This is a genomic window from Nonomuraea sp. NPDC049378 (assembly GCF_055586745.1).
Map to the genome: position 1 here is coordinate 132,445 of NZ_JBVJHP010000022.1, position 25,041 is coordinate 157,485.

Annotated in this window: 26 protein-coding genes; 10 read left to right on the forward strand and 16 right to left on the reverse strand. The window is 70.3% G+C overall.

All coding sequences use genetic code 11. The features are described 5' to 3' along the window. Positions 1-7: 7 nt before the first annotated feature. A complete protein-coding gene (locus ACZ6SA_RS38875) occupies positions 8-2,065 on the reverse strand; it encodes a prolyl oligopeptidase family serine peptidase (RefSeq protein WP_347649019.1) in 2,058 nt (685 codons plus the stop codon). A gap of 281 nt (positions 2,066-2,346) precedes the next feature. Between ACZ6SA_RS38875 and ACZ6SA_RS38880 the strand changes: the two genes are divergently transcribed. The 3 genes from ACZ6SA_RS38880 to ACZ6SA_RS38890 are packed head-to-tail and all read left to right on the forward strand — an operon-like array spanning position 2,347 to position 3,952. Next, positions 2,347-2,853, forward strand: a complete 507-nt coding sequence (locus ACZ6SA_RS38880) for an HNH endonuclease (RefSeq protein WP_347623960.1) — start codon at positions 2,347-2,349, stop codon at positions 2,851-2,853. Positions 2,854-2,897: 44 nt separating this feature from the next. Then, positions 2,898-3,692, forward strand: coding sequence for a GNAT family N-acetyltransferase (locus tag ACZ6SA_RS38885; RefSeq protein ID WP_347649018.1), 795 nt, complete (start codon positions 2,898-2,900; stop codon positions 3,690-3,692). Between the two features lie 56 nt (positions 3,693-3,748). Next, positions 3,749-3,952 (forward strand): FmdB family zinc ribbon protein, encoded by a 204-nt coding sequence (locus ACZ6SA_RS38890; protein WP_347649017.1) that lies wholly within the window; start codon positions 3,749-3,751, stop codon positions 3,950-3,952. A 166-nt stretch (positions 3,953-4,118) separates the two neighbouring features. Here the strand turns inward: ACZ6SA_RS38890 and ACZ6SA_RS38895 are convergent, their stop codons facing one another. From ACZ6SA_RS38895 to ACZ6SA_RS38905, 3 genes are all read right to left on the reverse strand, one after another. Further along, positions 4,119-4,613: a helix-turn-helix transcriptional regulator gene (locus ACZ6SA_RS38895; protein WP_465833872.1), complete on the reverse strand. Its 495-nt coding sequence runs from the start codon at positions 4,611-4,613 to the stop codon at positions 4,119-4,121. A 107-nt stretch (positions 4,614-4,720) separates the two neighbouring features. After that, a complete protein-coding gene (ilvD, locus tag ACZ6SA_RS38900; RefSeq protein ID WP_347649016.1) occupies positions 4,721-6,559 on the reverse strand; it encodes a dihydroxy-acid dehydratase in 1,839 nt (612 codons plus the stop codon). A gap of 205 nt (positions 6,560-6,764) precedes the next feature. Continuing rightward, the gene (locus ACZ6SA_RS38905; RefSeq protein ID WP_347649015.1) at positions 6,765-7,592 is read right to left on the reverse strand and encodes a nuclease-related domain-containing protein; all 828 of its coding nucleotides are present in this window, start codon (positions 7,590-7,592) and stop codon (positions 6,765-6,767) included. Positions 7,593-7,831: 239 nt separating this feature from the next. On the opposite strand from ACZ6SA_RS38905, the gene ACZ6SA_RS38910 reads away from it, so the two are divergent. After that, positions 7,832-8,122, forward strand: a complete 291-nt coding sequence (locus ACZ6SA_RS38910; protein ID WP_443156148.1) for a hypothetical protein — start codon at positions 7,832-7,834, stop codon at positions 8,120-8,122. Positions 8,123-8,129: 7 nt separating this feature from the next. Continuing rightward, positions 8,130-8,492 (forward strand): DUF5130 family protein, encoded by a 363-nt coding sequence (locus ACZ6SA_RS38915; protein WP_347649142.1) that lies wholly within the window; start codon positions 8,130-8,132, stop codon positions 8,490-8,492. A 15-nt stretch (positions 8,493-8,507) separates the two neighbouring features. Here the strand turns inward: ACZ6SA_RS38915 and ACZ6SA_RS38920 are convergent, their stop codons facing one another. The 3 genes from ACZ6SA_RS38920 to pepN all read right to left on the reverse strand — a co-directional run bounded on the left by ACZ6SA_RS38920 (position 8,508) and on the right by pepN (position 13,447). Next, entirely contained in the window at positions 8,508-9,458 is a 951-nt protein-coding gene (locus tag ACZ6SA_RS38920; RefSeq protein ID WP_443156149.1) for a hypothetical protein, read from the reverse strand. 55 nt (positions 9,459-9,513) lie between these two features. After that, positions 9,514-10,791: a serine/threonine-protein kinase gene (locus ACZ6SA_RS38925; protein ID WP_465833875.1), complete on the reverse strand. Its 1,278-nt coding sequence runs from the start codon at positions 10,789-10,791 to the stop codon at positions 9,514-9,516. A gap of 94 nt (positions 10,792-10,885) precedes the next feature. Then, positions 10,886-13,447, reverse strand: a complete 2,562-nt coding sequence (pepN, locus tag ACZ6SA_RS38930; RefSeq protein WP_347649011.1) for an aminopeptidase N — start codon at positions 13,445-13,447, stop codon at positions 10,886-10,888. 90 nt (positions 13,448-13,537) lie between these two features. Between pepN and ACZ6SA_RS38935 the strand changes: the two genes are divergently transcribed. Then, positions 13,538-14,158 carry a mycothiol-dependent nitroreductase Rv2466c family protein gene (locus ACZ6SA_RS38935; RefSeq protein WP_465833878.1) on the forward strand — a complete coding sequence of 207 codons (621 nt, stop codon included), beginning with the start codon at positions 13,538-13,540 and terminating at the stop codon, positions 14,156-14,158. Positions 14,159-14,287: 129 nt separating this feature from the next. Continuing rightward, on the forward strand, positions 14,288-15,691 hold the full coding sequence (locus ACZ6SA_RS38940) for an aldehyde dehydrogenase family protein (RefSeq protein WP_347649009.1): 1,404 nt from the start codon (positions 14,288-14,290) through the stop codon (positions 15,689-15,691). Positions 15,692-15,716: 25 nt separating this feature from the next. Here the strand turns inward: ACZ6SA_RS38940 and ACZ6SA_RS38945 are convergent, their stop codons facing one another. Beyond that, positions 15,717-16,445, reverse strand: coding sequence for an SDR family oxidoreductase (locus ACZ6SA_RS38945; protein WP_347649008.1), 729 nt, complete (start codon positions 16,443-16,445; stop codon positions 15,717-15,719). A gap of 9 nt (positions 16,446-16,454) precedes the next feature. After that, positions 16,455-16,940, reverse strand: a complete 486-nt coding sequence (gene def / locus ACZ6SA_RS38950; protein ID WP_347649007.1) for a peptide deformylase — start codon at positions 16,938-16,940, stop codon at positions 16,455-16,457. 91 nt (positions 16,941-17,031) lie between these two features. Between def and ACZ6SA_RS38955 the strand changes: the two genes are divergently transcribed. Next, positions 17,032-17,499, forward strand: a complete 468-nt coding sequence (locus tag ACZ6SA_RS38955) for a ribose-5-phosphate isomerase (RefSeq protein ID WP_443156153.1) — start codon at positions 17,032-17,034, stop codon at positions 17,497-17,499. On the opposite strand, the gene ACZ6SA_RS38960 is transcribed toward ACZ6SA_RS38955, so the two are convergent. After that, positions 17,496-17,642 carry a hypothetical protein gene (locus ACZ6SA_RS38960; RefSeq protein ID WP_347623940.1) on the reverse strand — a complete coding sequence of 49 codons (147 nt, stop codon included), beginning with the start codon at positions 17,640-17,642 and terminating at the stop codon, positions 17,496-17,498. The two genes, ACZ6SA_RS38955 and ACZ6SA_RS38960, sit on opposite strands and share 4 nt — an antisense overlap. 15 nt (positions 17,643-17,657) lie before the next feature. Continuing rightward, a complete protein-coding gene (locus ACZ6SA_RS38965) occupies positions 17,658-18,887 on the reverse strand; it encodes a GNAT family N-acetyltransferase (RefSeq protein WP_465833882.1) in 1,230 nt (409 codons plus the stop codon). A gap of 118 nt (positions 18,888-19,005) precedes the next feature. Here ACZ6SA_RS38965 and ACZ6SA_RS38970 point away from each other — a divergent pair, with 118 nt between their 5' ends. After that, the gene (locus ACZ6SA_RS38970) at positions 19,006-20,121 is read left to right on the forward strand and encodes a PP2C family protein-serine/threonine phosphatase (RefSeq protein ID WP_347649004.1); all 1,116 of its coding nucleotides are present in this window, start codon (positions 19,006-19,008) and stop codon (positions 20,119-20,121) included. A gap of 114 nt (positions 20,122-20,235) precedes the next feature. On the opposite strand, the gene ACZ6SA_RS38975 is transcribed toward ACZ6SA_RS38970, so the two are convergent. Then, entirely contained in the window at positions 20,236-20,832 is a 597-nt protein-coding gene (locus tag ACZ6SA_RS38975) for a response regulator transcription factor (protein WP_347649003.1), read from the reverse strand. Positions 20,833-20,987: 155 nt separating this feature from the next. Between ACZ6SA_RS38975 and ACZ6SA_RS38980 the strand changes: the two genes are divergently transcribed. Beyond that, on the forward strand, positions 20,988-22,292 hold the full coding sequence (locus ACZ6SA_RS38980) for a M50 family metallopeptidase (protein WP_347649002.1): 1,305 nt from the start codon (positions 20,988-20,990) through the stop codon (positions 22,290-22,292). Here the strand turns inward: ACZ6SA_RS38980 and ACZ6SA_RS38985 are convergent. The 4 genes from ACZ6SA_RS38985 to ACZ6SA_RS39000 all read right to left on the reverse strand — a co-directional run bounded on the left by ACZ6SA_RS38985 (position 22,253) and on the right by ACZ6SA_RS39000 (position 24,897). Next, complete coding sequence (locus ACZ6SA_RS38985) at positions 22,253-22,753, reverse strand: hypothetical protein (RefSeq protein WP_465833885.1); 501 nt, start codon at positions 22,751-22,753, stop codon at positions 22,253-22,255. The genes ACZ6SA_RS38980 and ACZ6SA_RS38985 overlap by 40 nt on opposite strands. Before the next feature lie 132 nt (positions 22,754-22,885). Further along, positions 22,886-23,476 carry an isochorismatase family protein gene (locus ACZ6SA_RS38990; RefSeq protein ID WP_465833887.1) on the reverse strand — a complete coding sequence of 197 codons (591 nt, stop codon included), beginning with the start codon at positions 23,474-23,476 and terminating at the stop codon, positions 22,886-22,888. 153 nt (positions 23,477-23,629) lie between these two features. Further along, entirely contained in the window at positions 23,630-24,388 is a 759-nt protein-coding gene (locus tag ACZ6SA_RS38995; protein WP_465833890.1) for an SDR family oxidoreductase, read from the reverse strand. A 14-nt stretch (positions 24,389-24,402) separates the two neighbouring features. Further along, positions 24,403-24,897, reverse strand: a complete 495-nt coding sequence (locus tag ACZ6SA_RS39000; RefSeq protein WP_465833892.1) for a carboxymuconolactone decarboxylase family protein — start codon at positions 24,895-24,897, stop codon at positions 24,403-24,405. Positions 24,898-25,041 lie beyond the last annotated feature (144 nt).

Here is a 25,041-nt window from a genome sequence, read left to right on the forward strand (position 1 = left end):
GCCGAGGTTACAAGCCGGTGTGCCGTGCCAGGAAGGTGAGCGTGTCGGCCGACAGGTCGACCGTCCTGCTCACCGAGCGGGCGCCGTGGCCCACCTCCGTCTCGTTGCGCAGCAGCACGGGACGCCCGCCCGTCGTGGCGTGCTGGAGCGCCGCGCACATCTTCCACGCGTGCATCGGGTGCACGCGCGTGTCGGACTGGAAGACGGTGAAGAGCGTCGCGGGATAGGCGAGCCCCTCGTCGACGTGGTGGTAGGGCGAGTAGGCCCGCAACCAGGCGAACTGCTCGGGGTCGTCGGCGGAACCGTATTCGACGTTCCAGGTGGCGCCGAGCCCGAACTTCTCGTACCTGATCATGTCGAGGAGCGGCGCGGAGCAGACGACGGCGGAGTAGAGGTCGGGCCGCTGCGTCAGCGCGGCGCCCACGAGCAGGCCGCCGTTGGAGCCGCCGGAGATGCCGAGCTGCTCCTTCGTGGTGACGCCGGTGGCGATGAGGTGCTCGGCGGCCGCGTGGAAGTCGTCGAACACGTTCTGCTTGTTGGCCAGCATGCCCGCGCGGTGCCACTCTTCGCCCTCCTCACCGCCGCCCCGCAGGTTGGCGATGGCGTAGACGCCGCCCGCCTCCACCCAGGCCAGGATCGAGGCGGAGTAGCCGGGCGTCATGGACAGGCCGAAGCCGCCGTAGCCGTAGAGGATCGTGGGGCGGGGGCCGGAGGCGTCGCCGGCCGGGGAGATGACCAGCATGCGGACGTCGGTGCCGTCGTGAGACCGGTAGACGACCTGCGAGGTGCGCACCTCCGGCACCTCGACCGCGCCGGGAGAGGCGGCCCAGAGGGTGGTCTCGCCCGTGCGGGCGTCGTAGCGCTGGATGGTGGGCGGCGTGGTGTTGTCGGTGTAGCCGAACCACGCCTCGTGGCCGCCCTCGGGACGCTCGGCGATGCCGCCGATGGAACCGAGGCCGGGCGCGGGCACCTCGCCCACGCGCTCGCCGGTCTCGAGGTCGTGCACGGTGATCTCGCTGATGGCGTGGCGGGTCCAGCCCACCAGCATGACCGGGCGCTCGAGGTCGTCGAGGATCGCGAAGTCGCTCAGCACCGCCTCGGGATCCTCGGGGACGAGGTCGCGCCAGGTCTCGAACCCCGGCGCGGCCGGGTCGGCGAGGCACACCCTGCCCCGCGGCGCGTCGCGGTCGGTGTGGACGTAGAGGCGGCCGTCGCGGCCGAACACCAGCGCCGACTGCGCGTCCACGCCCTCCTGCACCACCCGCAGCTCGGGCCGGTCGGCGGGGGACTCCGTCAGGTCGGCCACCCAGATGTCGTTGCGCGGCGCGGTGCCCTCGTGCGCCGAGACCTGCAGCCAGCGCCCGTCACGCGAGACGGAGACGCCGTAGTAGTTGGTCAGCTTCAGGCCCTGCCCGAAGATCATCACGTCGTCCTCGGTGGAGGTGCCGACGCGGTGGAGGTAGACGCGGCGGTGGAACTGCGTCTCGTTCTCCGGCACCTCGGTGCTCGGCAGCCGGCGCACGTAGTAGAACGCCTCCCCGCCGGGCAGCCAGGCGACGGGGGAGTAGCGGCAGCGGTCGATGGGCCCCTCGACGCGCTCTCCCGTCGCGACGTCCATGATGTAGAGGACCGACTCCTCGTTGCCCCCCACCGAGATCTGGTAGGCGAGCAGGCGGCCCTCCTTGTCGGGCTGCACCGCGTCGAGCGTGGTCAGACCGGAGGGGTCGATCTCGATGGGGTCGATCAGCGCCCGCTCGGTGCCGTCGGGCTCGACGACGTAGTAGACGGCGTGCTCCTGGTCGGGGGTGCGGCGCGAGAAGAAGTGGCGCCCGCCGCGCCAGGCCGGCACGCCCACCGAGCCCGACCTGAGCAACTCGGCGATGCGGCTCTTGAAACGCTGCGGACCGCGCTCCCGGCCGAACAGCTCGGCCTGCGCGAGCAGCCATCCCTTGGTCTCGGGACCGTCGGGGTCCTCGAGCCACCGATAGGGGTCGGGCACGGGTGTTCCGTGCAGGATGTCACTGGTTTCTTCGCGTCGTGCGGTCGGGTACGGCTCTCGCGTCATGCCAGGAACCCTATGCCAACGGGGATGCGTAAAGCGCTGGTCGAGCGGGCATAAAACGTACCGTGCGTCCCTTTAGTCAGTCCGCCGGATGCTTTTGGGGTGGCGGGGACCACGGTACAAACGCCAGACTTGGTGACAGGACGGTGCCGTGGTGACCATCCGCTGGGCCGTCCGGCGGAGGTCCACGTGACGGAAGCACGAGTGCCCCAGGAGGGCCCGACAGGCGGGACATGCCGCGGCATGTCCCCTTTGATACGCGCGCAGCAGGGAGAGGCCCGATGATGCGCCAAGTCCTGCTGCTCAACGCCACCTACGAGCCGCTGACCACCCTCTCGCTGCACCGGGCCATCGTGCTGGTGCTGCGGGAGAAGGCCGACGTCGTGCACCGCGACGGCCGGGGCGCGGTGCTGCGTTCCGCGAGCCGTACGCTCGACGTGCCTTCGGTGATCAGGCTCCGCAGATATGTCCGCATTCCCTACCGGTCGCGCATCCCTCTGACCAGGGCCGCTCTCATGCGACGCGACGACTACCGCTGCGCCTACTGCGGGCAGCGGGCCGAGACCATCGACCACGTCATCCCGCGGTCCAGGGGAGGCACGCACACCTGGGAGAACTGCGTCGCCTCCTGCACGACCTGCAACCACAGGAAGGCCGACAAATACCTGGAGGAGCTGGGGTGGACGCTCCGCGTCAGCCCGGCGGTGCCACGGGGCGCCCACTGGAGGCTCATCGGCGCCTCGCTCGTCGGAGACCCGCAGTGGGCGCCCTACCTCGAGGCCGCGGCCTGAAAGGTTTTGATGCGGAGGTTCGCGTCCTGACACCATGAGCAGGCATGTGGACCTTCACCTCAGAGGTTGAGGAATACGCCGCGGTCGCCGAGCCCTTCCTGCTCGGCGACCCGGTGCGCAACACCGTCCCGCTGACCGTCCTCGCCAACCTGCGTGCGGGCATGCCCGCCAAGGACCCGCTCTTCGGCTGGTGGACGGTGGACGGCGAGGTTCGCGGCGCGGTCTTCCGCACCCCGCCGCATCCCATCGGCCTGTTCTCGATGCCCGTCGAGGCCGTCGCGCCCCTGGTCGAGGCGCTCGACCGCGAGCTGCCCGCGCTCGTGGGCCCCGTCGAGCTGACCTCCGAGGCCATCCGGCTGCTCGGGAAGCCCGGCAGGGCGGTGTCGGAGCGGCTCTACCGCCTCGGCGCGCTCACCGTGCCCGACGTGCCGGGCCGGGGCAGGGTCGCCGTCCCGGGCGACTTCCCGCTGCTGGTGAGCTGGTATCACGCGTTCCACGACGAGGTGGCGATGCCCGCGGCCGACCTGGCCGAGCGGGCGGCGCAGCGGCTGGCGCGCCGCGAGCTGTTCGTGTGGGAGATGGACGGGGCGCCGGTCTCGTTCGCCGGGCTGTCACCGGCGGCCGGCGGGGTCTGCCGCATCGGGCCCGTCTACACACCGCCTTCGTGCCGCAGGCGCGGCTACGGCGCCGCCGTCACGGCGTTCGCCAGCCAGACGGGCCTGGCCGAGCGGTGCGACCATGTCGTGCTCTTCACCGACCTCGACAACCCGACGAGCAACGCCATCTACCAGGCCATCGGCTACGAGCCGGTGTCCGACTACGCGCATCTCACCTACTGACGGCCGGGCGCGGCGGCCCTTGGTGGCCGCACGGCGGCCGGAGGTAGACTCGGCGCATGCCGCGATACGACTTCCGCTGCCGCGCCTGCGGCTCCACGTTCGAGGTCTCCCGCTCCATGTCGGCCGCCAACGACCCGGCCGCCTGCCCCGAGGGCCACGACGACACGGTGAAGCTGCTGTCCACGGTGTCCATGACGGGCGGCGCGGCCGCACCCCAGGGCGGCGGCGGTTGTTGCGGCGGAGGCTGCTGCTCCTCCTGAGCGTCACGCCCCGGTGGCGTCGACGGTCGCGCCCGGCCGGGCGCGCGTGGCGGGCCGCCCGGCCGGCATCCCGGATGCCCATGACAGCAGGACGGCGAGATCCTCCGGGGCCTGCCGCCACCGGCCCGGCGGCCGGGGGCGGCAGGTCGAACCGGTGGTGAGGTTCCTACGCGGCCCTGGCGCGCTTGCGGCGCTGGAACGGCAGGAACCGGTCGGCGAGATGCGGTCGGGACGGCGTGAGCGTGGGCTCGACCGCGATGATCCGGTCGAACCTGAACGCCCTGATGGCCCGGCGCATCCTGCACACGCCGACCAGATACCAGTATTCGCGGTGGACCAGGCAGGTCACCGGCTCGACGTCGCGCGCGGTGACGGTGCCGTAGGCGTCGCGGTAGTGGAGGCGGATCATGAGGCGGCTGGTGATGGCGTCGGCCATGAGCCTGGCCCGGGAGGCGACGTCGATGGGCAGCGGCTCGGTGAGGGTCGCGAGGGTGGTGGAGATGACGTCGTCGTCGAGCTCCAGGTGCTCGAGTGCGTGCTGCAGGCCACGCCTGGCGGTGACGGCCTGCGGGCCCGCTCCGAGGTGGGCGAGGGAGAGGGCGAGGGCGGCGATCTCGGCGGTCGTCAGCGGGCGAGTATCGTGCTTCACGACTGTCGTCATACCCCAAGAATACGGACGACCACTGACAATTTTCGAAAATCTGTGCGGCGAGGGAAGAGCCTGTACGGCAGGCGAGAACCCGGTCGCCTGCCGTACAGGGGCAGCGCTTATCGCGACAGCTGCGACAGGTCGCGCGAGGCGCCCGTGGACGCGGACGTCGTCATCGCCGCGTAGGCCTGCAGCGCCACGCTGACCGGACGGTCGCGGTCGCGCGGGCGGAAGCGACCCAGCTCGGCCAGCAGCCGCTCGCGCCGGGCCGCCAGCTCGGCCTCGGCCACCCGCAACTCCATCGACCGGTTGGGGATGTCGATGTCGATGATGTCGCCGTCTTCGACCAGCGCGATCGTGCCGCCCTCGGCCGCCTCTGGCGAGGCGTGGCCGATCGACAACCCCGAGGTGCCGCCGGAGAAGCGCCCGTCGGTGACGAGGGCGCAGGCCTTGCCCAGGCCCCTGCCCTTGAGGAAGGAGGTCGGGTAGAGCATCTCCTGCATGCCGGGCCCGCCCTTGGGGCCTTCATAGCGGATGACCACCACGTCGCCCTCCTTGACGCGCCCGCCCAGGATGCCCTCGACGGCCTGCTCCTGCGACTCGAACACCACCGCGGGCCCGCTGAACTTCCAGATCGACTCGTCGACCCCTGCGGTCTTCACGACCGCGCCGTCACGCGAGATGTTGCCGTAGAGGACGGCAAGCCCCCCGTCGGCGGTGTAGGAGTGCTCCATGTCGCGGATGCACCCCTCGGCCCGGTCGAGGTCGAGGGAGTCCCAGCGGTTGTCCTGCGAGTAGGCCTTGACCGTGCGCACGTTGCCGGGCGCCGCGTGCCACAACTCCACGGCCTCCGGCAGGACCGACGGCGAGCGCACATCCCAGCGGGCCAGCACGTCGGCGAGCGTGCCGCCGTTGACCGTGGACACGTCGCGGTGCAGCAGACCGGCCCGGTCGAGCTCGCCCAGGATGGCCGGGATGCCGCCGGCGCGGTGCACGTCCTCGACGTGGAACTTGCTGGTGGCAGGGGCGACCTTGCACAGGCACGGCACCCGCAGCGACAGCTCGTTGATCTCCTTGAGGCCGAAGTCGACCTCGGCCTCGCGGGCCGCGGCCAGGATGTGCAGGATCGTGTTGGTCGAGCCGCCCATCGCCACGTCGAGGGTCATGGCGTTCTCGAACGCCTCGCGGGTCGCGATCGAGCGCGGCAGCACCGACTCGTCGTCTTCCTCGTAGTAGCGGCGGCTGATCTCCACCAGCTGCCGGCCGGCGTCCTCGAACAGCTTCTTGCGGGCCTTGTGCGTGGCCAGGATCGTGCCGTTGCCGGGCAGCGCGAGGCCGATCGCCTCGGCCAGGCAGTTCATCGAGTTGGCGGTGAACATGCCGGAGCAGGAGCCGCACGTCGGGCAGGCGGCCTCTTCCATCTTCAGCAGGTCGGCGTCGGAGACGGACTCGTCGGCGGCGGCGATCATCGGGTCGATCAGGTCGAGCTTCCTGCCCGGCGTCTTGCCGGCCTCCATGGGCCCGCCGGAGACGAAGATCGTCGGGATGTTCAGCCGGAACGCCGCCAGCAACATGCCCGGCGTGATCTTGTCGCAGTTGGACACGCAGATCAGCGCGTCGGCGCAGTGGGCGTTGACCATGTATTCGACGGCGTCTGCGATCAGCTCGCGCGAGGGCAGGGAGTAGAGCATGCCGCCGTGGCCCATCGCGATGCCGTCGTCGACCGCGATCGTGTTGAACTCGCGGGGGATGCCGCCGGCCTCCCTGACGGCCGACGCCACGACGTCGCCGACCTCGCGCAGATGCACATGGCCGGGAACGAACTGCGTGAAGCTGTTGGCCACCGCGATGATGGGCTTGCCGAAATCGCCCCCGGCTACGCCGGTCGCCCGGAGCAGGGCCCGGGCACCGACCATGTTCCTGCCATGGGTGACTGTACGTGACCTGAGGGCCGGCATTGCGCTTCTCCCATCGCTAGCAAGTCTTCACATGTTACGGCCACCCGCCCGGCAACTGAGACGTCTGTCCATGCATCGGACTGCCGCCGGCCGCCCGCGTCACGACGAGGAGCGGGCGGGGCGCACGAAGAGGCCGCTCCGAAGGGCGTTCAGCCTGCGGCGATGGGAGAGAGGCCGCCGGCCGAACGCGAAGCCGCCAAGTGGCTCAGTCTTCGCCGTAGCGGGCCGGGAGCACCTGGGCGGCGATGTCGTAGATCCGGTCGATCTCGCCCTCGGTCAGCGCCCGCTCGCGCTTGGTGATCCACTTGCGGGCGCGGTCACCCTGGTAGACGTCCACGCCGCGGATCGTCATGATCTTCCAGGGCACCTGCGGCCCGTAGATGGCAAGGGAGGGCACGACCGAGACCTCGCGGCCGAACAGCTTGCTGATCAGCTCGCTCGCCTGCGACGCCTCCCACTTGGCCTCGTTGATGCGGGGCTTCATGTCGAACGGCCCGTGGAAGAGCTTCTTGCCCATCTGCACGCGCACGGGCAGCCGCTTGTCCCACTTCTCGGAGTCGACCGCGTAGACGCCCGTCGGGCCCACGACGAGGTGGTCGATCTGGGCCTCGCTGTCCGGGATCGCCCTGGCGTGCAGCGTGCGGTAGCCGTTGCGCTCGAGCTTGCGCAGCTGCGCCTCGGTGCGACGCTCGGCCACGGACGTGCGCCGCCACGCGGGCACGGAGGAGTTGGATCGCGCCCGATAGATCGCCTCCGCGATGGCCGCGAGCACGCCCGCGGTCACGCCGGCCCGCCAGTCGCCCACGAGGAAGCCCGCGACGAGGCCGACGACCACCGCCAGGATCGCGCGGTTGCGCAGGCGGCGGACCCGCGGCTGCTGCAGCAGGCTGCGCACGGACACGCGCTTGACCGGCGCGTATGTGGAGGTGGGCGCCGAAGGCTTCGCGGCGGCGGTCTGCTCGCTTTCTGGCTTGTCGCTCACCCAGATGGGTGACGCGTTGTGACCGTCTTCTCGCTGGATGTCGGAGTCCACGTAACTCACCGTAGCCCGGGGGTTCGATCGATTCCTAGTGTTGCCGTGTCCATAGTTTTATGGCCCAGCTCATCGTGTTCCACGCGTGTTTTCCGGGTATGTCTTACGTTCTTCTCTAGAGATGCCCAGGGGCCTGTTGAAGATCCTAACGTGGCGTGGGGCCTACTGATCATGTGTTGTGTGCCGGACACCCCGTGACGGGTCTGGCCGGACCCGCCGCAGCGGTTTACGGTCAGGGTGTGAACAGCGCGGCGGAGATTCTGCTCTTGCTCATCGGGGTGTCCATGGGGCTGTTCGTGCTGATCAGCCTGCTGGTCATGGTGCCGGGCCGGGCGCCACGGCGCCGGGAGGGATCGTGGCCGGTGTGGGTCGGCGGGCCGTCAAGGAGCGAGCGCGGGGTGAGCACGTCCGCGCTGGTGCTGGCCGACCGGGTGGCGCACTGGGCGGACGTTCCCGAGCACGACTGGGTGGCCGCCGCCGAGACGGCCGAGCCGGGCAGGCGCGTCGGCGGCGCGTCCGCGGGGTGGTGAGGTGACGATGCGCGGACTGACCGCCCCACAGGCCGACGACATCAGGAAGGCCGTGCAGGCCGCCGAGCAACGAAGCGGCCTGCGGTTCGGGTTGTTCATCGGCCGGCCGGAGGGCTCGAGGCGGCACTTCGCCGAACGCCTGCACGCCGCCCTGGGCGACGAGGCCGCCGGCGCCGTGGTGATCTTCGTGGATCCCGTGGGGCGGGCGCTGGAGATCGTCACCGGCGACACCGCCCGGCTCCGGCTGCCCGACAGCGCCTGCCGGCTGACCGCGATGTCGATGGCCACCTCTTTCAGCGCGGGCGACCTGGTGGGCGGCCTGTTGTACGGCATAGCCGCCCTCGCGGAGCAGGCCGCGGCCCGCCGCTGATCCCCGCCCGGGGCTTCAGCCGCGTTCGAGGAGGCTGACGATGTGCCGGCTGACCCCGTCGAGCAGGGTCGCCGGCTCGATCGGGGCGTCGGCGACGGCCGAGAACAGCGCGGGCAGCCCCGGCAGCGGGAACCCGTCGTCCTTCAGCGCCGCCGACCCGATGGCGTTCTTGTCGAGCCCGGCCCGGCTGCGCTCCCACGCGTCGAGCACCTCCTCCGGCGACGGCACCCCGAATCCGTGCCCCACCGGCGCCGCGTGGCGCAGCCGGACGAGCGGGGTCTCGGCGAAGGCCAGGGCCGTGCGGGCGCGCAGCTGGAGCTCGGCCCGCGGCTCCGGCTCGATCCAGTCCATGGCCGTGCACGGGTTGCGGCAGGTGGCGACGCACACGGCGAGCGCGCCGGCGACCTGGCTGTGCTGGCGGTCGAAGTAGGCTCGCCAGCCCTCGCCCGGCTCGGCCGACACCCGCAGGGTCCGGTTGGTGGCCGACTGCTCGGACTTCGTGTGGTCGCACTCCCGGTCGCCGATCACGCCGAACCTGCTGCCCGCCACGCTCAGCGCCTCGGGCCAGCGCGCGGGATCGCCCGCGTGGCCGAGCTGCGGCTCGAAGGCCAGCAGCGGCAGGTATTCGCTGGCGATGTGCACCGCGGCGATCATCGGGCTCAGCTCGCGCCTGTGCCACCGTACGGAGATCACCTCGAGCAGCAGCTCGTACGCGGGCCGCAGGGACTCCAGCGCTCCGCGCGGCTGCTCGCGCGGGGTCTGCGGCATGTGACAGGCTCGCGCGCGCCGCCGCAGGTCGGCGGGCACCACCCGGGCCTCGGCCGCGAAGTCCTCGGCGTCGAGCGAGAGCAGCCGTTGACCGAACTCGCACACCTCGGCGATGTCGGCTGCGGGTGCCAGCGCACCGAGGTCGGCGAAGGCATAACGGCGGGCAAGGGCGACAAAAAGGTCACGAGTCGAGTCCACGCGAAGACTTTCTCACGTTCGGCGAGCCGCTAAGGACGCCGGCGCTGCAGGCCTGTCACGGGCACGGGGCCCGGACGCACTGGATCTCGCCCGGAGGCGGCGGCCGGGAGATCGTGGGCTCAGACGTCGGCTCCTCGGGGACCTCGGTCGTGGGCTCCTCGGTCGGCTCGGGCTGGGGAGTGGTCGGCGAGACGGTCGGGGTCTCGGTCTCGGTCTCGGTGGCGGTGACCGTCGGGGTGGGCGTCGGCAACGCCGTGGTGGAGCGGGAGGGCCTGGGGTTGGAGGTGCGCTTGGCCGGCGGCACCGGCTGCTTCGTGGTGGCCGAAGGCGACGGCGAGGTCGCCATGGCCGTGGCGGTGACGGTCGGCGGCTCCATCCGGCCCACCGTCGTGGGCGTCACCGGACGCAGCCAGATGAATCCCGCCACCGCCGCAGACACCGCCACGGCGGCGGTGATGGTGAGCACCGCCCGCACCGGGCGGCGGCGGCGCGGCACGGGCAGCGTGGTGGGAGAGGTCAGCGCCCTGCGCGCGGCCTCGGCCATCAGCGCGGCCGACGGCCAGCGCACCTCGGGCGTCTTCTCCAGCGCCCGCTCCACCACCTGCCGCGGCCCGGCCGGCACGTCGGTGGGCAGGCGCGGGACGGGGGAGTTGAGGTGCTTGAAGATGATCTGTACGGGCGTGTCGCCCCGGAACGGCAACTGCCCGGTCAGGCACTCGTACGCCACCACGCCCAGGGCGTATACGTCGACCGCGGGGGTCACGTCGCTGCTGGTGGCCATCTCGGGGGCGCAGTAGCCGGCCGAGCAGAGCATCGTGCCCGTGGCCGTCAGATGCCCCGCGGAGGCGGAGTGGGCGATGCCGAAGTCGGTGAGCGCCACGCTGCCGTCGGGCCTGATCATGAGGTTGGCCGGCTTGACGTCGCGGTGGACGATGCCCTGCGCGTGGGCGGCGGCCAGCGCGTCGCTCACCTCGGCGACCAGCCGCATGGTGACCTCCGGGCCGAGCACTCCGCGCCGCAGCACGTGGTCGAGCGACTCGCCCTCCACGTATTCCATGACCAGGAAGCTCACCTGGCGGCCGTCGACCTCGCTGACGCCGTAGTCGTAGACGTCGACCACACCGGGATGCCGGAGCGTGGCCATGGCCCTGGCCTCGTTCTGGAAACGCTGGGTGAAGGAGGGGTTCTCGGTGAGCGCGGGCATGAGCACCTTGACCGCCACCGCGCGCCCGAGAACCGTGTCGTCGGCACGCCAGACCTCGCCCATGCCGCCGCCGCCGAGACGGCCGGTCAGCACGTAGCGATCATTGAGCGTGGTCCCGGCGCCTAGCACGTACTTGAGGCTAACATCGCCGGTGCGCCGCCATGGCCAAGTCGGCGCAGCTCGCAGGCCCTCGCCGGGACGGCGGGGGCCCGCGGCGGGCGCGTCAGGTGGCGGCGTCCGTCTTCCGGTTGCGCAGGGCCCTGCTCACGCCGTCGGCGCCCTCGAGGATCAGCCGGCGCAACGCCTGCGGCGGCTCCTCGTCGGCGAGGTAGCGCTCCGCCGCCTCGACGGTCGCCGGCTCGATGAGCAGCGCGGGGAAGCATCCCACGGCGAACGTGGACGCCTGGTCGAACGTCCACTCCTTGTAGATCCGTCCCACCTCGGCGAAGTATTTCTCGCGGTAGGGGTCGAGCAGCTCGGGGTGGCGGGGGTCCTGGAAGCCGCCGATGGTCGTACGGGCGATGTGGTTGGCCAGCTCGCCGCCCACGATCCGGTCCCACGCGGCGGCCTTGGCCTCGGCGGTCGGGATCGCGGCCCGGCAGTGCGCGGCCGAGCGCTCACCCGTCGCCGTAGGGTCGAGCTCCAGCTCGGCGTCGATGTCCGGCTCGGTCAGGCGGCCGCAGGAGACGAGCGCGTGCACGAGCGACCAGCGCAGGTCGGCGTCGACGGTCAGGCCATCGGGGACGGCCGAGCCGTCGAGGATGCTCTGCAGCAGGTCGAGGTCCTCGTCGGAGCCGGCCACGGGTGCGAACGCCTGGAGGAAGGCGAGCTGGTGGTCGGAGCCCGGCTCGGCGGAGGCGAGCAGCGCGCGCAGCTTGCCGGCCAGCAGCTCAAGGCCCTCCTGCCGCCACGCCGGGTCGGCGTACTGCTGCACGGCCATGCGCGCCTGCCGCAGCACCGCCTGGAGGACGGTGATGTCGGAGACCGTTTCCACGCCCGAGACGACCAGCCTGACGTAGTCGCGCGTGGACATCTCGCCGTCGCGGGTCATGTCCCAGGCCGCGGACCAGCACAGGGCCCTCGGCAGCGACTCGGTGAACGCGGCGATGCCGCCGTCGACCAGCGTCTTCAAGGAGCGCTCGTCGAGGCGGATCTTGGCGTAGGTCAGGTCGTCGTCGTTGATCAGCACGAGGTCGGGCTGCTCCTCGCCGACGAGCTGGGCCACGTTCGTACGGGCGCCCACCACGTCGAGCTCCACCCGCTTCGTACGGGTCAGCTCCCCGCCGGCCATGGAGTACAGGCCGATGGCGACCCGGTGGGAGCGCAGCGTCGGGTGGTCGGCCGGCGCCTCCTGCAGCACCTCGAACCGGGTGAACCGGCCTCCTGACACCTCGAACGAGGGCCGCAGCGTGTTGACCCACGAGGTCTCCAGCCACTCCTTCGACCAGGACGACAGGTCACGGCCCGACGTGCGCTCCAGCGCGGTGAGCAGGTCCTTCAGCTCGGTGTTGCCCCAGGCGTGCTCGGCGAAGTAGTCGCGCACGCCGGCGAGGAAGTTGTCCAGGCCCACGTAGGCGACGAGCTGCTTGAGCACCGAGGCGCCCTTGGCGTAGGTGATGCCGTCGAAGTTGACCTCGACCGCCTGCATGTCGGGGATGTCCGCGGCGATCGGGTGGGTCGAGGGGAGCTGGTCCTGGCGGTAGGCCCAGGCCTTCTCCACGTTGGCGAAGGTCGTCCACGCGCCCTTGCCCCACCGCGTGGCCTCGGCCTGGGCGAGCACGGACATGTAGGTGGCGAACGACTCGTTCAGCCACAGGTCGTCCCACCAGCGCATGGTGACGAGGTCGCCGAACCACATGTGCGCCATCTCGTGCAGGATCGTCTCGGCGCGCCGCTCGACGACCGCGTCGGTGACGCGGGAGCGGAAGACGTAGTCCTCCAGGAGCGTCACGCAGGCGGCGTTCTCCATGGCGCCGGCGTTGAACTCGGGCACGAAGAGCTGATCGTACTTCCCGAAGGGGTAGCGCACCCCGAACACCCGGTGGAAGAAGTCGAAGCCCTGCTTGGTGACCTCGAAGATGTTGTCCGCGTCGAGGTGGCCGGACAGCGAGGCCCGGCAGTAGACGCCCAGCGGGATGCCGTCGTGCTCGGAGGTCACCTTGTGGTACGGGCCGGCCACCAGCGCGGTGATGTAGGTGGAGATGACCGGGGTGGGCGCGAACTGCCAGCGCCTGGCGGCGGGCACGGCGCCGTGCTTGCCCGCCTGCTCGGGCAGCTCCTCCACGCCGGTGGCGGTGGCGTTGGAGATGACCTCCCAGCTGGCCGGGGCCAGCACGGTGAGTTGGAAGGTGGCCTTGAGGTCGGGCTGGTCGAAGCAGGCGTACATGCGGTGCGCGTCGGCCGTCTCGAACTGGCTGTGCAGGTAGACGTTCTTGTCGACCGGGTCGACGAAGCGGTGGAGCCCCTCGCCGGTGCGCATGTAGGAGCAGTCGGCGTCCACGCGCAGTTCGTTGGCCTCGGCGAGCGAGGGCAGCGGGAAGCGCCCGGCGGCGGCGTCGTAGCTCGCCACGTCGAGCTCCTCGCCGTTGAGCACGACCTTGCGCACGCGGGCGCCGTGCAGGTCGATGAAGGTGGACGCGCCCGGGCTGGTGCTGGCGAAGCGGACCGTCGTGACGCTCTCGAAGCGCTCGTCCCCCTCCGTCAGGTCGAGTGCGACCTCGTAAGACTCGACCTTCAGCAGCCGGGCGCGCTCACGGGCCTCGTCTCGGGTCAGGTTGCCTGCCAAGTTGCGCTCCTTTTCACCGCTTCGTAGAAGTTTGTCGGTATCCTGCCACGGCGGGAATAGGACCCGAACCACCTCAGGTTATGGCCCCACGTGACTGAAAAGATTCCCGTGGACCTGTGGTTCGACCCATCCTGCCCCTTCGCGTGGGTGACGTCACGGTGGCTGATCGAGGTGGCGAAGGTTCGCCCCATCGAGCCGCGCTGGCGCATGATGTCGCTTCACATCCTCAACGAGGACAAAGACGTCTCCGACGACTACCGCGAGCGCGCCGCCCGGGCCATGGGGTCGGTCAGGGTGGTGGCGGCCGCCGCCGCCAAGCACGGCGAGCAGGCCGTCGGCGAGCTCTACACCGCTCTCGGCACGCTGCTGCACAACGAGGGCAGGAGCCAGGAGCCCGAGCGGCTGCGCGAGACCGTCGAGGCCGCGCTCGAGCGGGCCGGCCTCGACACGAGCCTCGTCGAGGCCATGCACTCCGAAGAGTGGGACCCGACCATCCGCGCCTCCCACGACGAGGGCATCACGCTCGTCGGCCAGGAGGTCGGCACGCCCATCATCCGCCTCGGCGCCAACGCCTTCTTCGGGCCCGTGATCACCCGCATCCTCCGAGGTGAGGACGCGGGCAAGCTCTGGGACGGCGTGCTGGCGGTCACCGCGTACGAGGACTTCTTCGAGCTGAAGCGCACGCGCACCCAACGCCCGCAATTCGACTGACGTTTCCGTCTATGCCCTTTGCGTCGTCTTACGCTGGCGGTGGAATAAAGCCGGCGGTGGTGGAGAAGGCTCATCCCGACCAGGGATGAGCCCTTTCATTGCCGTGTCAAGCGCTGTCAAGATGGTGCCATGCGTCAGCTCTATATCGGCGGCTCCTGGACCGCCTCGACTTCGGACGAGTCCATCGAGGTTGCGAACCCGGCCACGGAAGAGATCATCGACCGCGTCCCCGCGGGCACGCCCGGCGACGTGGATGCGGCCGTGCAGGCGGCCAGAAGAGCCTTCCCTCGATGGGCGGAGACCCCCGCCGCCGAGCGCGGGAAGTTGCTCGGCGACGCCGCTGACCTGCTGAGACAGCGATCTGACGAGATCGCCAAGACGATCGCCACCGACATGGGCGCGCCGCTCGGCTTCGCGCTCAAGGTGCAGACGCTCATGCCCGCGACCGTGCTGTCCTCCTACGCGCGCCTGGCGGAGAGCCATCCGCGCGAGTCGCGGGCCGGCAACTCGCTGGTGCTCAAGGAGCCGGTCGGGGTGGTGGCGGCGATCACGCCGTGGAACTATCCGCTGCACCAGATCATCTGCAAGGCGGGTCCCGCGCTGGCCGCCGGTTGCACCGTGGTGCTGAAGCCGAGCGAGGTGGCGCCGCTCGCGGCGTACGCGCTGGCGGAGATCTTCGACGAGGTCGGTCTGCCCGCGGGCGTGTTCAACCTGGTGAGCGGGCGTGGACCGGTGGTCGGGGAGGCCATGGCCGCCCACCCTGACGTCGACATGGTGTCGTTCACCGGCTCGACCGGCGCGGGCCGGCGGGTGGCCTCGCTCGCGGCCGAGTCGGTCAAGCGCGTTGCCCTCGAGCTGGGCGGCAAGTCAGCAAATATCATCCTTCCCGATGCCGACCTGCCCCTGGCTGTCAAGGTGGGCGTGGCCAACTGCTTCGTCAACGCCGGCCAGACCTGCTCGGCGTTGACCCGCATGATCGTCCACCGCGACCAGTACGACGAGGCCGTGCGGCTGGCCGTCGAGACGGCGCGCGGCTACACCGTCGGCGACCCCTTCGACGAGTCGACCAGAATCGGCCCGCTGGTGTCGGCGACCCAGCGACAGCGCGTCGTCCGCTACATCAACAGGGGCCAGGAGGAAGGCGCCAGACTGGTCGCCGGCGGCACCGAGCAGCCTCACGAACGGGGCCACTACGTCGAGCCGACCGTGTTCGCGGGTGTGGAGCCGGGCATGACGATCGAGCAGGAAGAGATCTTCGGCCCCGTGTTGACGCTGATCCCGTACACGACCGAGGACATGGCCGTCGAGATCGCCAACGGCACGAAGTACGGCCTGGCCGGAGCCGTCTGGGCGGGCACCGAGGAACACGCCGTGTCGGTCGCCCGCAGGCTCCGCACGGGCCAGGTGGCCGTCAACGGCGGCCGGTTCAACCCGATGGCGCCGTTCGGCGGCTACAAGCAGTCGGGCGTGGGCCGGGAACTCGGCGAGTACGGGCTCGAGGAGTTCCTGGAGATCAAGGCGCTGCAGCTGTAGCCGCCTGAGGTGCCGCGCCGGCGGGTCAGACGAGCAGCCCGCCGGTGGCGTGCACGTTGTGGCCGGTGACCCAGCGCCCGTCCGGCCCCGCCAGGAAGGCGACCACGGCGGCGAGGTCGTCTGGCCTGCCGAGACGCCGCAGCGCGGTCAACGCCTCCGTCTGCTCCAGCGCCTCCGGCGGGTTGGCGCCGTGCAGCATGTCGGTGTCGGTCGCGCCGGACGAGACGACGTTCACGGTGATGCCCCGCCCGCCCAGCTCGCGCGACGCCACCTTGGCGAACTGCTCGACCGCCCCCTTGCTGCCGCAATAGAGCATCAGACCGGGCGCGGGCACCTGGGTGTTGAGCGTCGAGATGGTGATGATCCGCCCGCCGTCGCGCATGACGCGGCCCGCCCACTGCGTGGCCAGGAACACCGCCCGGGTGTTCACCGCGAAGACCCGCTCGTAGTCGTCGCCGGTGATGTCGGCCAGCGGCTTGCTCAGGCTCAGCGCGGCGTTGTTGACGAGGATGTCAAGCCCGGGCAGCCGCGCCTCCGCCTCGGCGAACAACCGCTCGAGATCGTCCTCGTCGCCCAGATCGGCGCGTACGGCGTGTGCCCCCGTCTCCTTGGCCACCTGCAGCGCCGCCTCTTCGGAGCGCTCGTAGCAGAAGACGACCTGCGCCCCGTCGCCCGTCAACCGCTCCACGACGGCCCGGCCGATGCCTCTGGAGCCGCCGGTGACCAGTGCGCCTTTTCCTGAAAGTACGCTCATGCGGCCAACCTACGCCCTGAGCATGATCTCGCGGGCTTCGTTTCTGGGGAGGCGGTCGACGTACAGCTTGCCGTCCAGATGCTCGGTCTCGTGCTGGAAGCAGCGCGCCAGCGATCCGCGCGCCTTGACGCGCACGGGCCGCTGCAGCCGGTCGACGCCCTCGACGGTGACGCCCGCGGCCCGCGCGACAGGGGCGTAGATCGGCTGGCCCGTGCGGCGGTCGGGCACCGACAGGCAGCCCTCCTCGTCGAGCGCCTCCTCCGGGTCGTCGACGGTCAGCCGCGGATTGACCACGTGACCCTTGCGCCCGCTGATGTCGTAGACGAACAACCTCCGTGACACGCCGATCTGGGGGCCCGCCAGGCCGACGCCGTTGACCGCGTACATCGCCTGGAACATCTCGTCGATCAGCCGGCGCAGGTCGCGGTCGAAGTCGGTGACGGGATCGGCGGTCGTGCGCAGCACCGGATCGCCGATGATGCGGATCTCGCGCATACGATTTCTGCTTTCGTAAGGACTGGATAGCGGGATAGGTCCTTACTCTACAAGAGGGCCTGATCGGCGAGGGCTGTGGAAGACTGGTCATGTGCGTGTCTACATCGGTGCCGACCATGCCGGCTATGAGCTGAAGAACCACCTCGTGTCCTGGCTCAAGGACCACGGTCACGACGTGATCGACTGCGGTCCCTTCGTCTACGACGCGGAGGACGACTATCCCGCGTTCGTCCTGCGCGCGGCCGAAGGCGTCTCGGGCGACCCCGGCAGTCTGGGGGTGGTCATCGGAGGCTCGGGCAACGGCGAGCAGATCGCCGCCAACAAGGTGCGCGGCATCCGCGCGGCACTGGCCTGGAGCGAGGAGACGGCCGCCCTGGCCCGCGAGCACAACAACGCCAACGTCGTCAGCGTCGGCGCGCGCATGCACGCCCTCGACGAGGCGACCAGGTTCGTGGAGGTCTTCCTGACCACGTCGTTCTCCGGCAGCGAGCGCCACAGCAGGCGGATCGCCCAGCTCGACACCTACGAGACGATCGGCCAGCTGCCCTCCCTGCCCTAACCCTTGCGCTTGGGCTCGCGCCTGGGCATCTCGTCACGCAGAGGCCGCCGGTCGGCGGCCTCCTGCTGCTCTTTCGACGGTCTCGACACGTCGCGGGCACGCATGGCGACGGTCGCGGTGATCTGCAGGCTTTGCAGGGCCATGTCCCCGACCCTACGTCAGAACGTCAGCCCTGCCCATGGCTTCGGGTTCCACGACATGGCGGTGGCCAGCGAACGCAGCGCGCCGGTGGAGTGCTCGTGCACCAGCCCCGCCGCCAGCTGCTGCATGAGCAGGCCGTCACCGAGGAACGCCGAGCCGAGCGAGGCCACCGGCAGCGTCACGTCAGGCTGGTCCTCGACGGGCGTGCACGCCGCGCCCGCGGGGCCGGCGGCCAGCCGCCAGCGCCGGGCGTTCCACGGGCACACGTCGTCCTCGACCTCGATCACCACGTCCACAGGCGCGGAGTACGACCGGGAGACGAGAGCTTTTTCCACCTCGACCACGCGTACCCACAACTCGTCGTTCCAGCTCGCGCGCACCTGCCGCGGGTCGGCAAGCAGCGTGAGCAGGGGGTCGTCCACCGGCCTGGGGCGGGCGTCGATCCGTGAGACCAGATCGCGGTCGAGCACGCTGCGCCACAGCAGCGCGTACGCCGCCGGGTCGGCCGCCTCCAGCTCCAGCAGCTTCAGCTCCCCGTCGGGGAGGCCGCTGGCGTCCCACGACGACTTGATCCGGAACAGGGCGTAGCCGCGCACGCCGCCGTCGTCCTCGGCCAGCACCGAGCGCAACGGGCCGGCCCCGCCCTGGTCGGCCTCCTCGTCGGCCAGCACGGCGTCCCAGAACCGCGCGTTGCGCTCGTAGCGGCCGGGACGCCGGGCCACGACGGAGGCGAACACCTTCTCCAGGTCGGCGCGTACGTCGGCGGGCCTGGCGACCCTGAGCCTGAGCGACGGGTCCGACGGAGCGTTGCCGACGAACGCCGAACCCTGCTTCCTGAGGTGGAACGACAGCTCGCTCGACGCCCTGCCGTAGCCGTACCTGCCGTAGATGGGAGCCTCGGACGCGTAGAGAGCGGCGACGCTCTCCCCACGCTCCCGGATGTCGGAGAGCTGCCTGCGCATCAGCGACGACAGAACGCCGCGGCGGCGATGGGAGGGCAGCACGCTGACGGCCGTCACGCCCGCGACGGGGAGTTGCCCGCCGGGGACGGTCATGGTGAGGCTGTAGATGGAGGTGACGCCCGCGATGAGGTCTCCGTCGAAGGCCGCGAGCGTGCGGTCGAACTCCGTCTCGGCCTTGTAGCGCTCGTTCTGCGCGGGATTCGGCCGCCAGCCGAACGCCTCTTCGAGCACCAGCGCGAACGCCGGCCACTCGGACTCGTCAATCGGGCGGATCGGATACGTCATCTGTCCACGGTAGGAGCGGGCAAAGCGGGAGGGCCACCGAATATACGTGCTTAATGATCAAGGCCTTGGTCAAGTGGGCTGCCCAAACACCGGTCAGACCGATACAGTCAGGCCCATCATGAGTTCCCGACCGGCGCCGCTGATCCCGCCACGGGTCCGTGCCGTCCTGGTGCGGGTGCCGGGGCTGGTGGCGGCCGTCCGGTTCATCCGGCGAGGGCCGCTGGCCCGCGACCGCAACCTGCTCCTCACGCTGACCGTTCTCGCGCTCGTCATCGGGTTCCTCGCGGTCGAGGCCTCGACCGAGTGGTTCTCACCCTCCCTGCTCATCCTCGTCACCCTGATCGGCGGGCTCCAGCTCCGGCTGCGCAGCCTGGTCAAGCTCCTCGTGGGCGTGGGCGTCGCGCTCGGCTACATCGCGATCGCGCTGGGCCCCGCACGGATCGGCGTCGGACTGACCGTGACGATCGTGTTCACCACGGTGCTCGCCGTGCTCATGGCCCGCACCAGGGGGAAGCTCGGCGTGCAGGGGCTGCGCGGCGACGCCATGCTGCTGGAGTTGCGCGACCGCCTCAAGAGCCAGGGCGAGCTGCCCCCGCTGCCCAAGGACTGGGGCGGCAAGGTGGTGCTCAAGCAGGCCGGCGGGTCGTCGTTCGGCGGCGACTTCCTGGTGTCCATGCGCGACGGCAACTCCGTCGAGATCGCCCTGGTCGACGTGTCCGGCAAGGGCGTCGACGCGGGCACCAGGGCGCTGCTGCTGTCCGGCACGTTCGGCGGGCTGCTCGGATCGGTCGACGACTTCCTGCCCGCCTGCAACACCTATCTGCACCGCCAGCGAGGCGACGAGGGGTTCGTGACCGCGGTGCACGTGCGGCTCGACCTCGACACGGGCGACTACACGATCACCTCGGCCGGACATCCGCCGGTGGTGAAGTTCGACGCGGGCACCGGCAACTGGCAGGTGGCCTCGGCCAAGGGTGTGGTGCTCGGCGTGGTGCCCGACCTGCACTGCGAGCCCGACAGCGGCACCCTGCGCAAGGGCGATGCGCTGTTGCTCTTCACCGACGGCCTCATCGAGCAGCCGGGGCGCGACATCGACGCCGGGCTCGACCGGCTGCTCGGCGAGGCGGAGCGGCTGCTGCCGTCCGGATTCCGCGACGGTGCGCGCCCGCTGGTCAACGCCATGGCCTCCGGCCACAACGACGACTGCGCATTGGTGCTGATCTGGCGCCCCTGATGACGAACCACATGGTTCAGGTCGTGTTGGCAGTCACTGGCAGCGGGCTCGACGCTGCTGAGATCCTCTAGAGGTTCGGGCCCCGGCGGAGCGGCGCGGCTCCACCGGGTCCCGTCACAGCCAGCCCTGGTCGCTGGCGATGCGCACGGCGTCGAGCCGGTTGCGGGCCCCGGTCTTGCACATGATGCGCGACAGATGGTTGCGCACGGTGCCCACCGACAGGAAGAGCTGGTCGGCGATCTCGGTCGAGCGGGCCCCGCCCGCCGCGACGCGCAGCACGTCGAGCTCCCTCCTGGTGAGCGGATTCGTCTCGCACTGGAGCGCAGCCGCGGCCAGCTCGGATTCGATGGCCCGGCGGCCCGCCGCCACCAGGCGCACCCCCTCGGCCAGCCGCTCCGGCGGCACGCACAGGCTCATGAATCCCAGCGCGCGCTCGGCCAGCGCCCTGCGCACCTGCCCTGGATGGGGATCGGCCGACAACATCAGCACCCTGCAGCGCGGCGCCTGCTCGGAGAGCCCGGCCAGAACGGAGCTCCCCGGCAGGCCCGCGTCGACCACAGCCACGTCGGGGCAGCTCTCGACGGCCGCCCGCACCGCGTCGTCCGCGCATCCCGCCTGCGCCACGACCCGCAGATCGGGCTCGGCTCCAAGGATGGCCAGCAGGCCACGACGCACCAAGGGCAGGTGCTCTGCGATCAGTATGCGGATCAAGGACTCCCCCTCCATCGTCTCTTAGGGTGATCGTTTGATCGCGTACTGTCAATGCGTTGCAAAAGGCGGGCAAGCCGTACCGGGCGGCAGATTCGACTACCCTTGGGTTGGCGGTTTCTTCGCCGGTCCTGCCGTCTGCCGTGGAGCGCGACTCGATGAACTGGCTCTATCTCGTGGGGATCATCCTTTTCCTCCTCGGGCTGATGTTCTCCATCGCGCTGCATGAGCTCGGTCACCTGGTGCCCGCCAAGATCTTCGGCGTGCGGGTGACCCAGTACATGGTGGGTTTCGGCTCGACGGCCTGGTCGCGGCGGAAGGGCGAGACCGAATACGGCATCAAGTGGATCCCGCTCGGCGGCTACATCCGCATGATCGGCATGCTGCCGCCCCGCCCGGGTGACGACCCCTCCAAGGCCAGGAGCACCGCGACGGGCCCGTTCCAGGGGCTCATCGAGTCCGCCCGCGACGCCGCCCTGGAAGAGGTGCGGCCGGGCGACGAAGACCGCGTCTTCTACCGCAAGAAGTGGTGGCAGAAGGTCATCATCATGTCCGGCGGCCCGGCGATGAACTTCGTGCTGGCCTTCGTCTTCTTCAGCATCCTGCTGGTCGGCATCGGCCTGCCGACGTGGGCCCCGATCGTCTCGCCCGAGACCAACACCTGCGTGATCCCCATCTCCGAGCAGCGCAACGTCTGCAAGCCCGGTGACCGGCTCACCCCGGCCGTGCAGGCGGGCCTCAAGCCGGGCGACCACCTGGTCTCCTTCGACGGCAAGAAGATCGACGACTGGGTCGTCGCCACCGACCTGATCCGCTCCCACGGGGCGGGCGCCGTGCAGCTCGGCATCGTCCGCGACGGCAAGCCGATGACGCTCACCGTCACGCTCATCGCCCAGGACCGGCCCAACCTCGAAGACCCCGAGAAGATCGACAGAAACGTCGGCTTCCTCGGCGTGCTGCCCACCGAGGTCATGCAGCAGCAGAGCATGGGCCAGGTCATCGGCTACATGGGCGAGCTGACGGGCAGGGTCGCGAGCTCGCTGCTCAACCTGCCGGAGAAGATGGTCGGTGTCTGGCACGCCGCCTTCTCCGGCGAGGAGCGCGACCCCGAAGGCCCGGTCGGCGTCGTCGGCGCGGGCCGCATGGGCGGCGAGATCCTCGCCTCCGACCTGTCCAACGAGAAGAAGATCGCCATCTTCGTCAACCTGCTGGCCGGGTTCAACCTGGCGATCGGCATGTTCAACCTCATCCCGCTGCTGCCGCTCGACGGCGGGCACATCGCCGGTGGCCTGTGGGAGGGCATCAAGCGGGCCTACGCCAAGATCCTGCGCAGGCCCGAGCCCGGCTACGTGGACATCGCGAAGGTGCTGCCCCTGACCTACGCGATCGCCATCGTCATGATGATCATGGCGGGCCTGCTCATCTACGCCGACCTGGTCAACCCGCTGCGGCTGACGGGCTGACGGCCGGGCTGTCTCAGCCCTGCGTGAACGGTGCCACGACAGGGCCGAAGGCCGCGCCCAGGGCGAGCCAGCCGAGAAGGACGGCGAGCCAGATCAAGGCGCGTCTGCTCGGCGGGGGACCGCTGCGCAGCAGGGAAGTGCGCGACCAGGTCGGCCGGCCTACCGGCCCGCTCCAGGTCGTCCAGAGCCGTCTGGACGATCTCGGTGATCTGTGGCTCCAGCCTGCGCATCCGCCGTACCGTGAACTCCGGGGTGAGCATCCGCCGCAATCGCGTGTGCTCAGGCGGGTCGAACCCGATCAGCTGCCCGGCCCGCATCCTGGCCAGCTCCTCGGCGTCCATCTGCCCGGATCCCGGGAACGGCGTCAGGGCACTGCTGAACCGGGCCGGATCCGACAGCACCTGGCGAACATCCTCATGGCGGCAGACCAGGTACGCGGGCAGGCCGAACGGCGTCTCCACCCGCACCACCCTCGTCGTCGCGGGTCCGGGCCAGCTCCTCGACCGGGTCGAACCCGTTCCGCCGCATCTGCAGCGGCAATTCCGGCGTTTGCGTCATCATGTGTCCATTCATCTGGTGATCGTGTGAGCTCGTCAGGCGCGGGTCTTGGCCAGCAGGTCGATGACCTCGGCGGTGGTAGCGCTCTCGCCAAGGAGCGGGAAGATCCGTTCAAGGCTGTGGCGATGTGCCTGCGCGTCCAGATCGGTCATGGCGTCGGTCACCAGCGTGACGTTGTAGCCGTGTTCGTAGGCGGCGCGGGCGGTGGACTCCACGCCGATGCTGGTGGCGATCCCGGCCAGGACGACCTGTGTGACGCCGCGGCGGCGCAGTTGCAGATCGAGGTCGGTGCCGTAGAAGGCGCCCCAGGTGCGCTTGGTCACGGTGATGTCGCCGGGGTGGCCGGCCAGGTCATCGACGATGGCGTCCCAGCCCGCGGGAAGGGGGCCAGGCGGGCGCGGAATCTTGATCTTGGTGCGTCCTGGAGCAGCATCCGATCCGTCCGCGCGGGCCGTGACCCGAACCAGGACAACCGGAGCGCTGTGGTCGCGAAAGGCGTCGGCCAGTTCGACCGCACGGGCCACCACCTCGGCGCCGGTAAAGGGCGTTGCGGGGCGGCCGACGACGGCGTTCTGCAGGTCGATGAGGACGAGTGCGGTTGTGGTGTCGATAGCGGAGACGGGCATGAGTGAGCCCCTTTCCGGGATGCGGTGATGAGTCCAGGCGTCAAACTGACCCCCCGAACGCCGCCGGCGAGCGAGCTCGGAGGAAGCCTTGTTCCCGGAGCTCCGGGTCGTGGAGCTCCGAGAACAAGGCCAGGCCGCGGTCATACGGCCGGCTCAGGGTTGGGTGTCGAGCCACTCCTGGAAGGTTGGGCCGGCGAGCTTGGCGTGCGGGCTCGGCAGCAACCCGCCCTCAGCGGCGATCTCGGCATCGGGCATGCCCGAGCCGTCGACGCCCACGACCTTGATGCTTCGGCGGGCGCCGAGGAGCCGGGCCGCCTCCGCCAAGGTCTCCTTGCGGGGTCCGGCGATCTCGGGGATCGGCGTTCTTGGAGCGGGCTCGCCAGGGTTGAGGGCCAGGCCGACCAGTTCCTCGGCCACGGTGCGGCAGGCCACGAGCTGGGTGGGCAGGGCCGGGATGTAGGCGACGTCGCCCTCCTGCCAGTCCAGAAGCTGACCGACGAACTCGTGGAACTGGGCGGCCCGCAGGATGCGGACAGGAAGCGGGCCGGACAGGAGGAGTTCCTCGTGCACCTTCTTGGCGGCGAGGAAACCGGCGGTGGCCTTGTCAACGCCGATGATGGACGCCACGGAGATCTGGGCGACCCCCGCCTTCTGACCGTACTCGTGCAGATTGCGGGCCGAGGTGCGGAAGAACTCCGTCGCCGCCTCCTGGTCGGAGGCGTGCCACGAGGCGACGTCGATGATGACATCCACCTCGGTGAGCGCCTCGGCCAGGCCCTCACCGGTGATGATGTCCACGCCGGTGGCTCGTGACATCGGCACGACCTCGTGCCCCCGTTCGGTGAGGACGTCGACGACGTGGCGGCCCAGCCGCCCGGTCGCTCCTGCCACCGCGAACGTGGTGATGCTCATGCTGGGTGCCTTTCTTACGCGCTGTAGTTCTGGCCGGGGGGCATGCCGGGGATCGGCTTGGCGATGAGAGCGGCGGGGGTGAAGAAGCCGATGTGGGCGATCGCCATGATGAGCGTCCAGAGCGCTTTGTCGTCGTAGTGCGCGGACGCCTTGGCGTACAGCTCGTCGGGGACGCGTTCCCCGGACGGGTTCGGGGTGAGGACCGCCTCTACCAGTTCCAGCGCGATCCGTTCGGCGTCGGTGAAGCAGGTGGCGTCCCGCCAGGTCGCCACGGCGGTGATGCGCTTCTCTGACTCCCCGGCCTGGCGGAGGTTGCCGGTTTCCCTGATGGTGAAGTACGTGCTGCCGAGCAGTTGCCCGGCGCGCAGCTGCAGCAGGTGGACGGTGACCTGCGGAATCGCGCCGTTCTTGATGACCTTGTGCAAGGCTCCGGCGGCTTCTGCCATCTCGGGGACGAACGGGAGAGGGCTGGGCATGCGCGACCGGAGGTCGGTCGTGGGTGCGGACATGGCGAAGGGTTCCCTTCTCGAATGCGGGCTCGTGGTGTCGCGTGCCGTACGGATCGTTCGCGCGGCGTCCTGACGACCACGAGACGCCGGTCACCCGCCCCCCGTAACAGCGCTGGTGTGTGACGTGGGCCACGGATCGCAGGT

Coding starts and splice junctions, on each gene's coding strand:
- ACZ6SA_RS38875 (WP_347649019.1), bottom strand. CDS start 2,065: ATGACGCGAGAGCCGTACCCGACCGCACGACGCGAAGAAACCAGTGAC.
- ACZ6SA_RS38880 (WP_347623960.1), top strand. CDS start 2,347: ATGCGCCAAGTCCTGCTGCTCAACGCCACCTACGAGCCGCTGACCACC.
- ACZ6SA_RS38885 (WP_347649018.1), top strand. CDS start 2,898: ATGTGGACCTTCACCTCAGAGGTTGAGGAATACGCCGCGGTCGCCGAG.
- ACZ6SA_RS38890 (WP_347649017.1), top strand. CDS start 3,749: ATGCCGCGATACGACTTCCGCTGCCGCGCCTGCGGCTCCACGTTCGAG.
- ACZ6SA_RS38895 (WP_465833872.1), bottom strand. CDS start 4,613: ATGACGACAGTCGTGAAGCACGATACTCGCCCGCTGACGACCGCCGAG.
- ilvD (WP_347649016.1), bottom strand. CDS start 6,559: ATGCCGGCCCTCAGGTCACGTACAGTCACCCATGGCAGGAACATGGTC.
- ACZ6SA_RS38915 (WP_347649142.1), top strand. CDS start 8,130: ATGCGCGGACTGACCGCCCCACAGGCCGACGACATCAGGAAGGCCGTG.
- ACZ6SA_RS38940 (WP_347649009.1), top strand. CDS start 14,288: ATGCGTCAGCTCTATATCGGCGGCTCCTGGACCGCCTCGACTTCGGAC.
- ACZ6SA_RS38945 (WP_347649008.1), bottom strand. CDS start 16,445: ATGAGCGTACTTTCAGGAAAAGGCGCACTGGTCACCGGCGGCTCCAGA.
- def (WP_347649007.1), bottom strand. CDS start 16,940: ATGCGCGAGATCCGCATCATCGGCGATCCGGTGCTGCGCACGACCGCC.
- ACZ6SA_RS38960 (WP_347623940.1), bottom strand. CDS start 17,642: ATGGCCCTGCAAAGCCTGCAGATCACCGCGACCGTCGCCATGCGTGCC.
- ACZ6SA_RS38965 (WP_465833882.1), bottom strand. CDS start 18,887: ATGACGTATCCGATCCGCCCGATTGACGAGTCCGAGTGGCCGGCGTTC.
- ACZ6SA_RS38970 (WP_347649004.1), top strand. CDS start 19,006: ATGAGTTCCCGACCGGCGCCGCTGATCCCGCCACGGGTCCGTGCCGTC.
- ACZ6SA_RS38980 (WP_347649002.1), top strand. CDS start 20,988: ATGAACTGGCTCTATCTCGTGGGGATCATCCTTTTCCTCCTCGGGCTG.
- ACZ6SA_RS38990 (WP_465833887.1), bottom strand. CDS start 23,476: ATGCCCGTCTCCGCTATCGACACCACAACCGCACTCGTCCTCATCGAC.
- ACZ6SA_RS38995 (WP_465833890.1), bottom strand. CDS start 24,388: ATGAGCATCACCACGTTCGCGGTGGCAGGAGCGACCGGGCGGCTGGGC.
- ACZ6SA_RS39000 (WP_465833892.1), bottom strand. CDS start 24,897: ATGTCCGCACCCACGACCGACCTCCGGTCGCGCATGCCCAGCCCTCTC.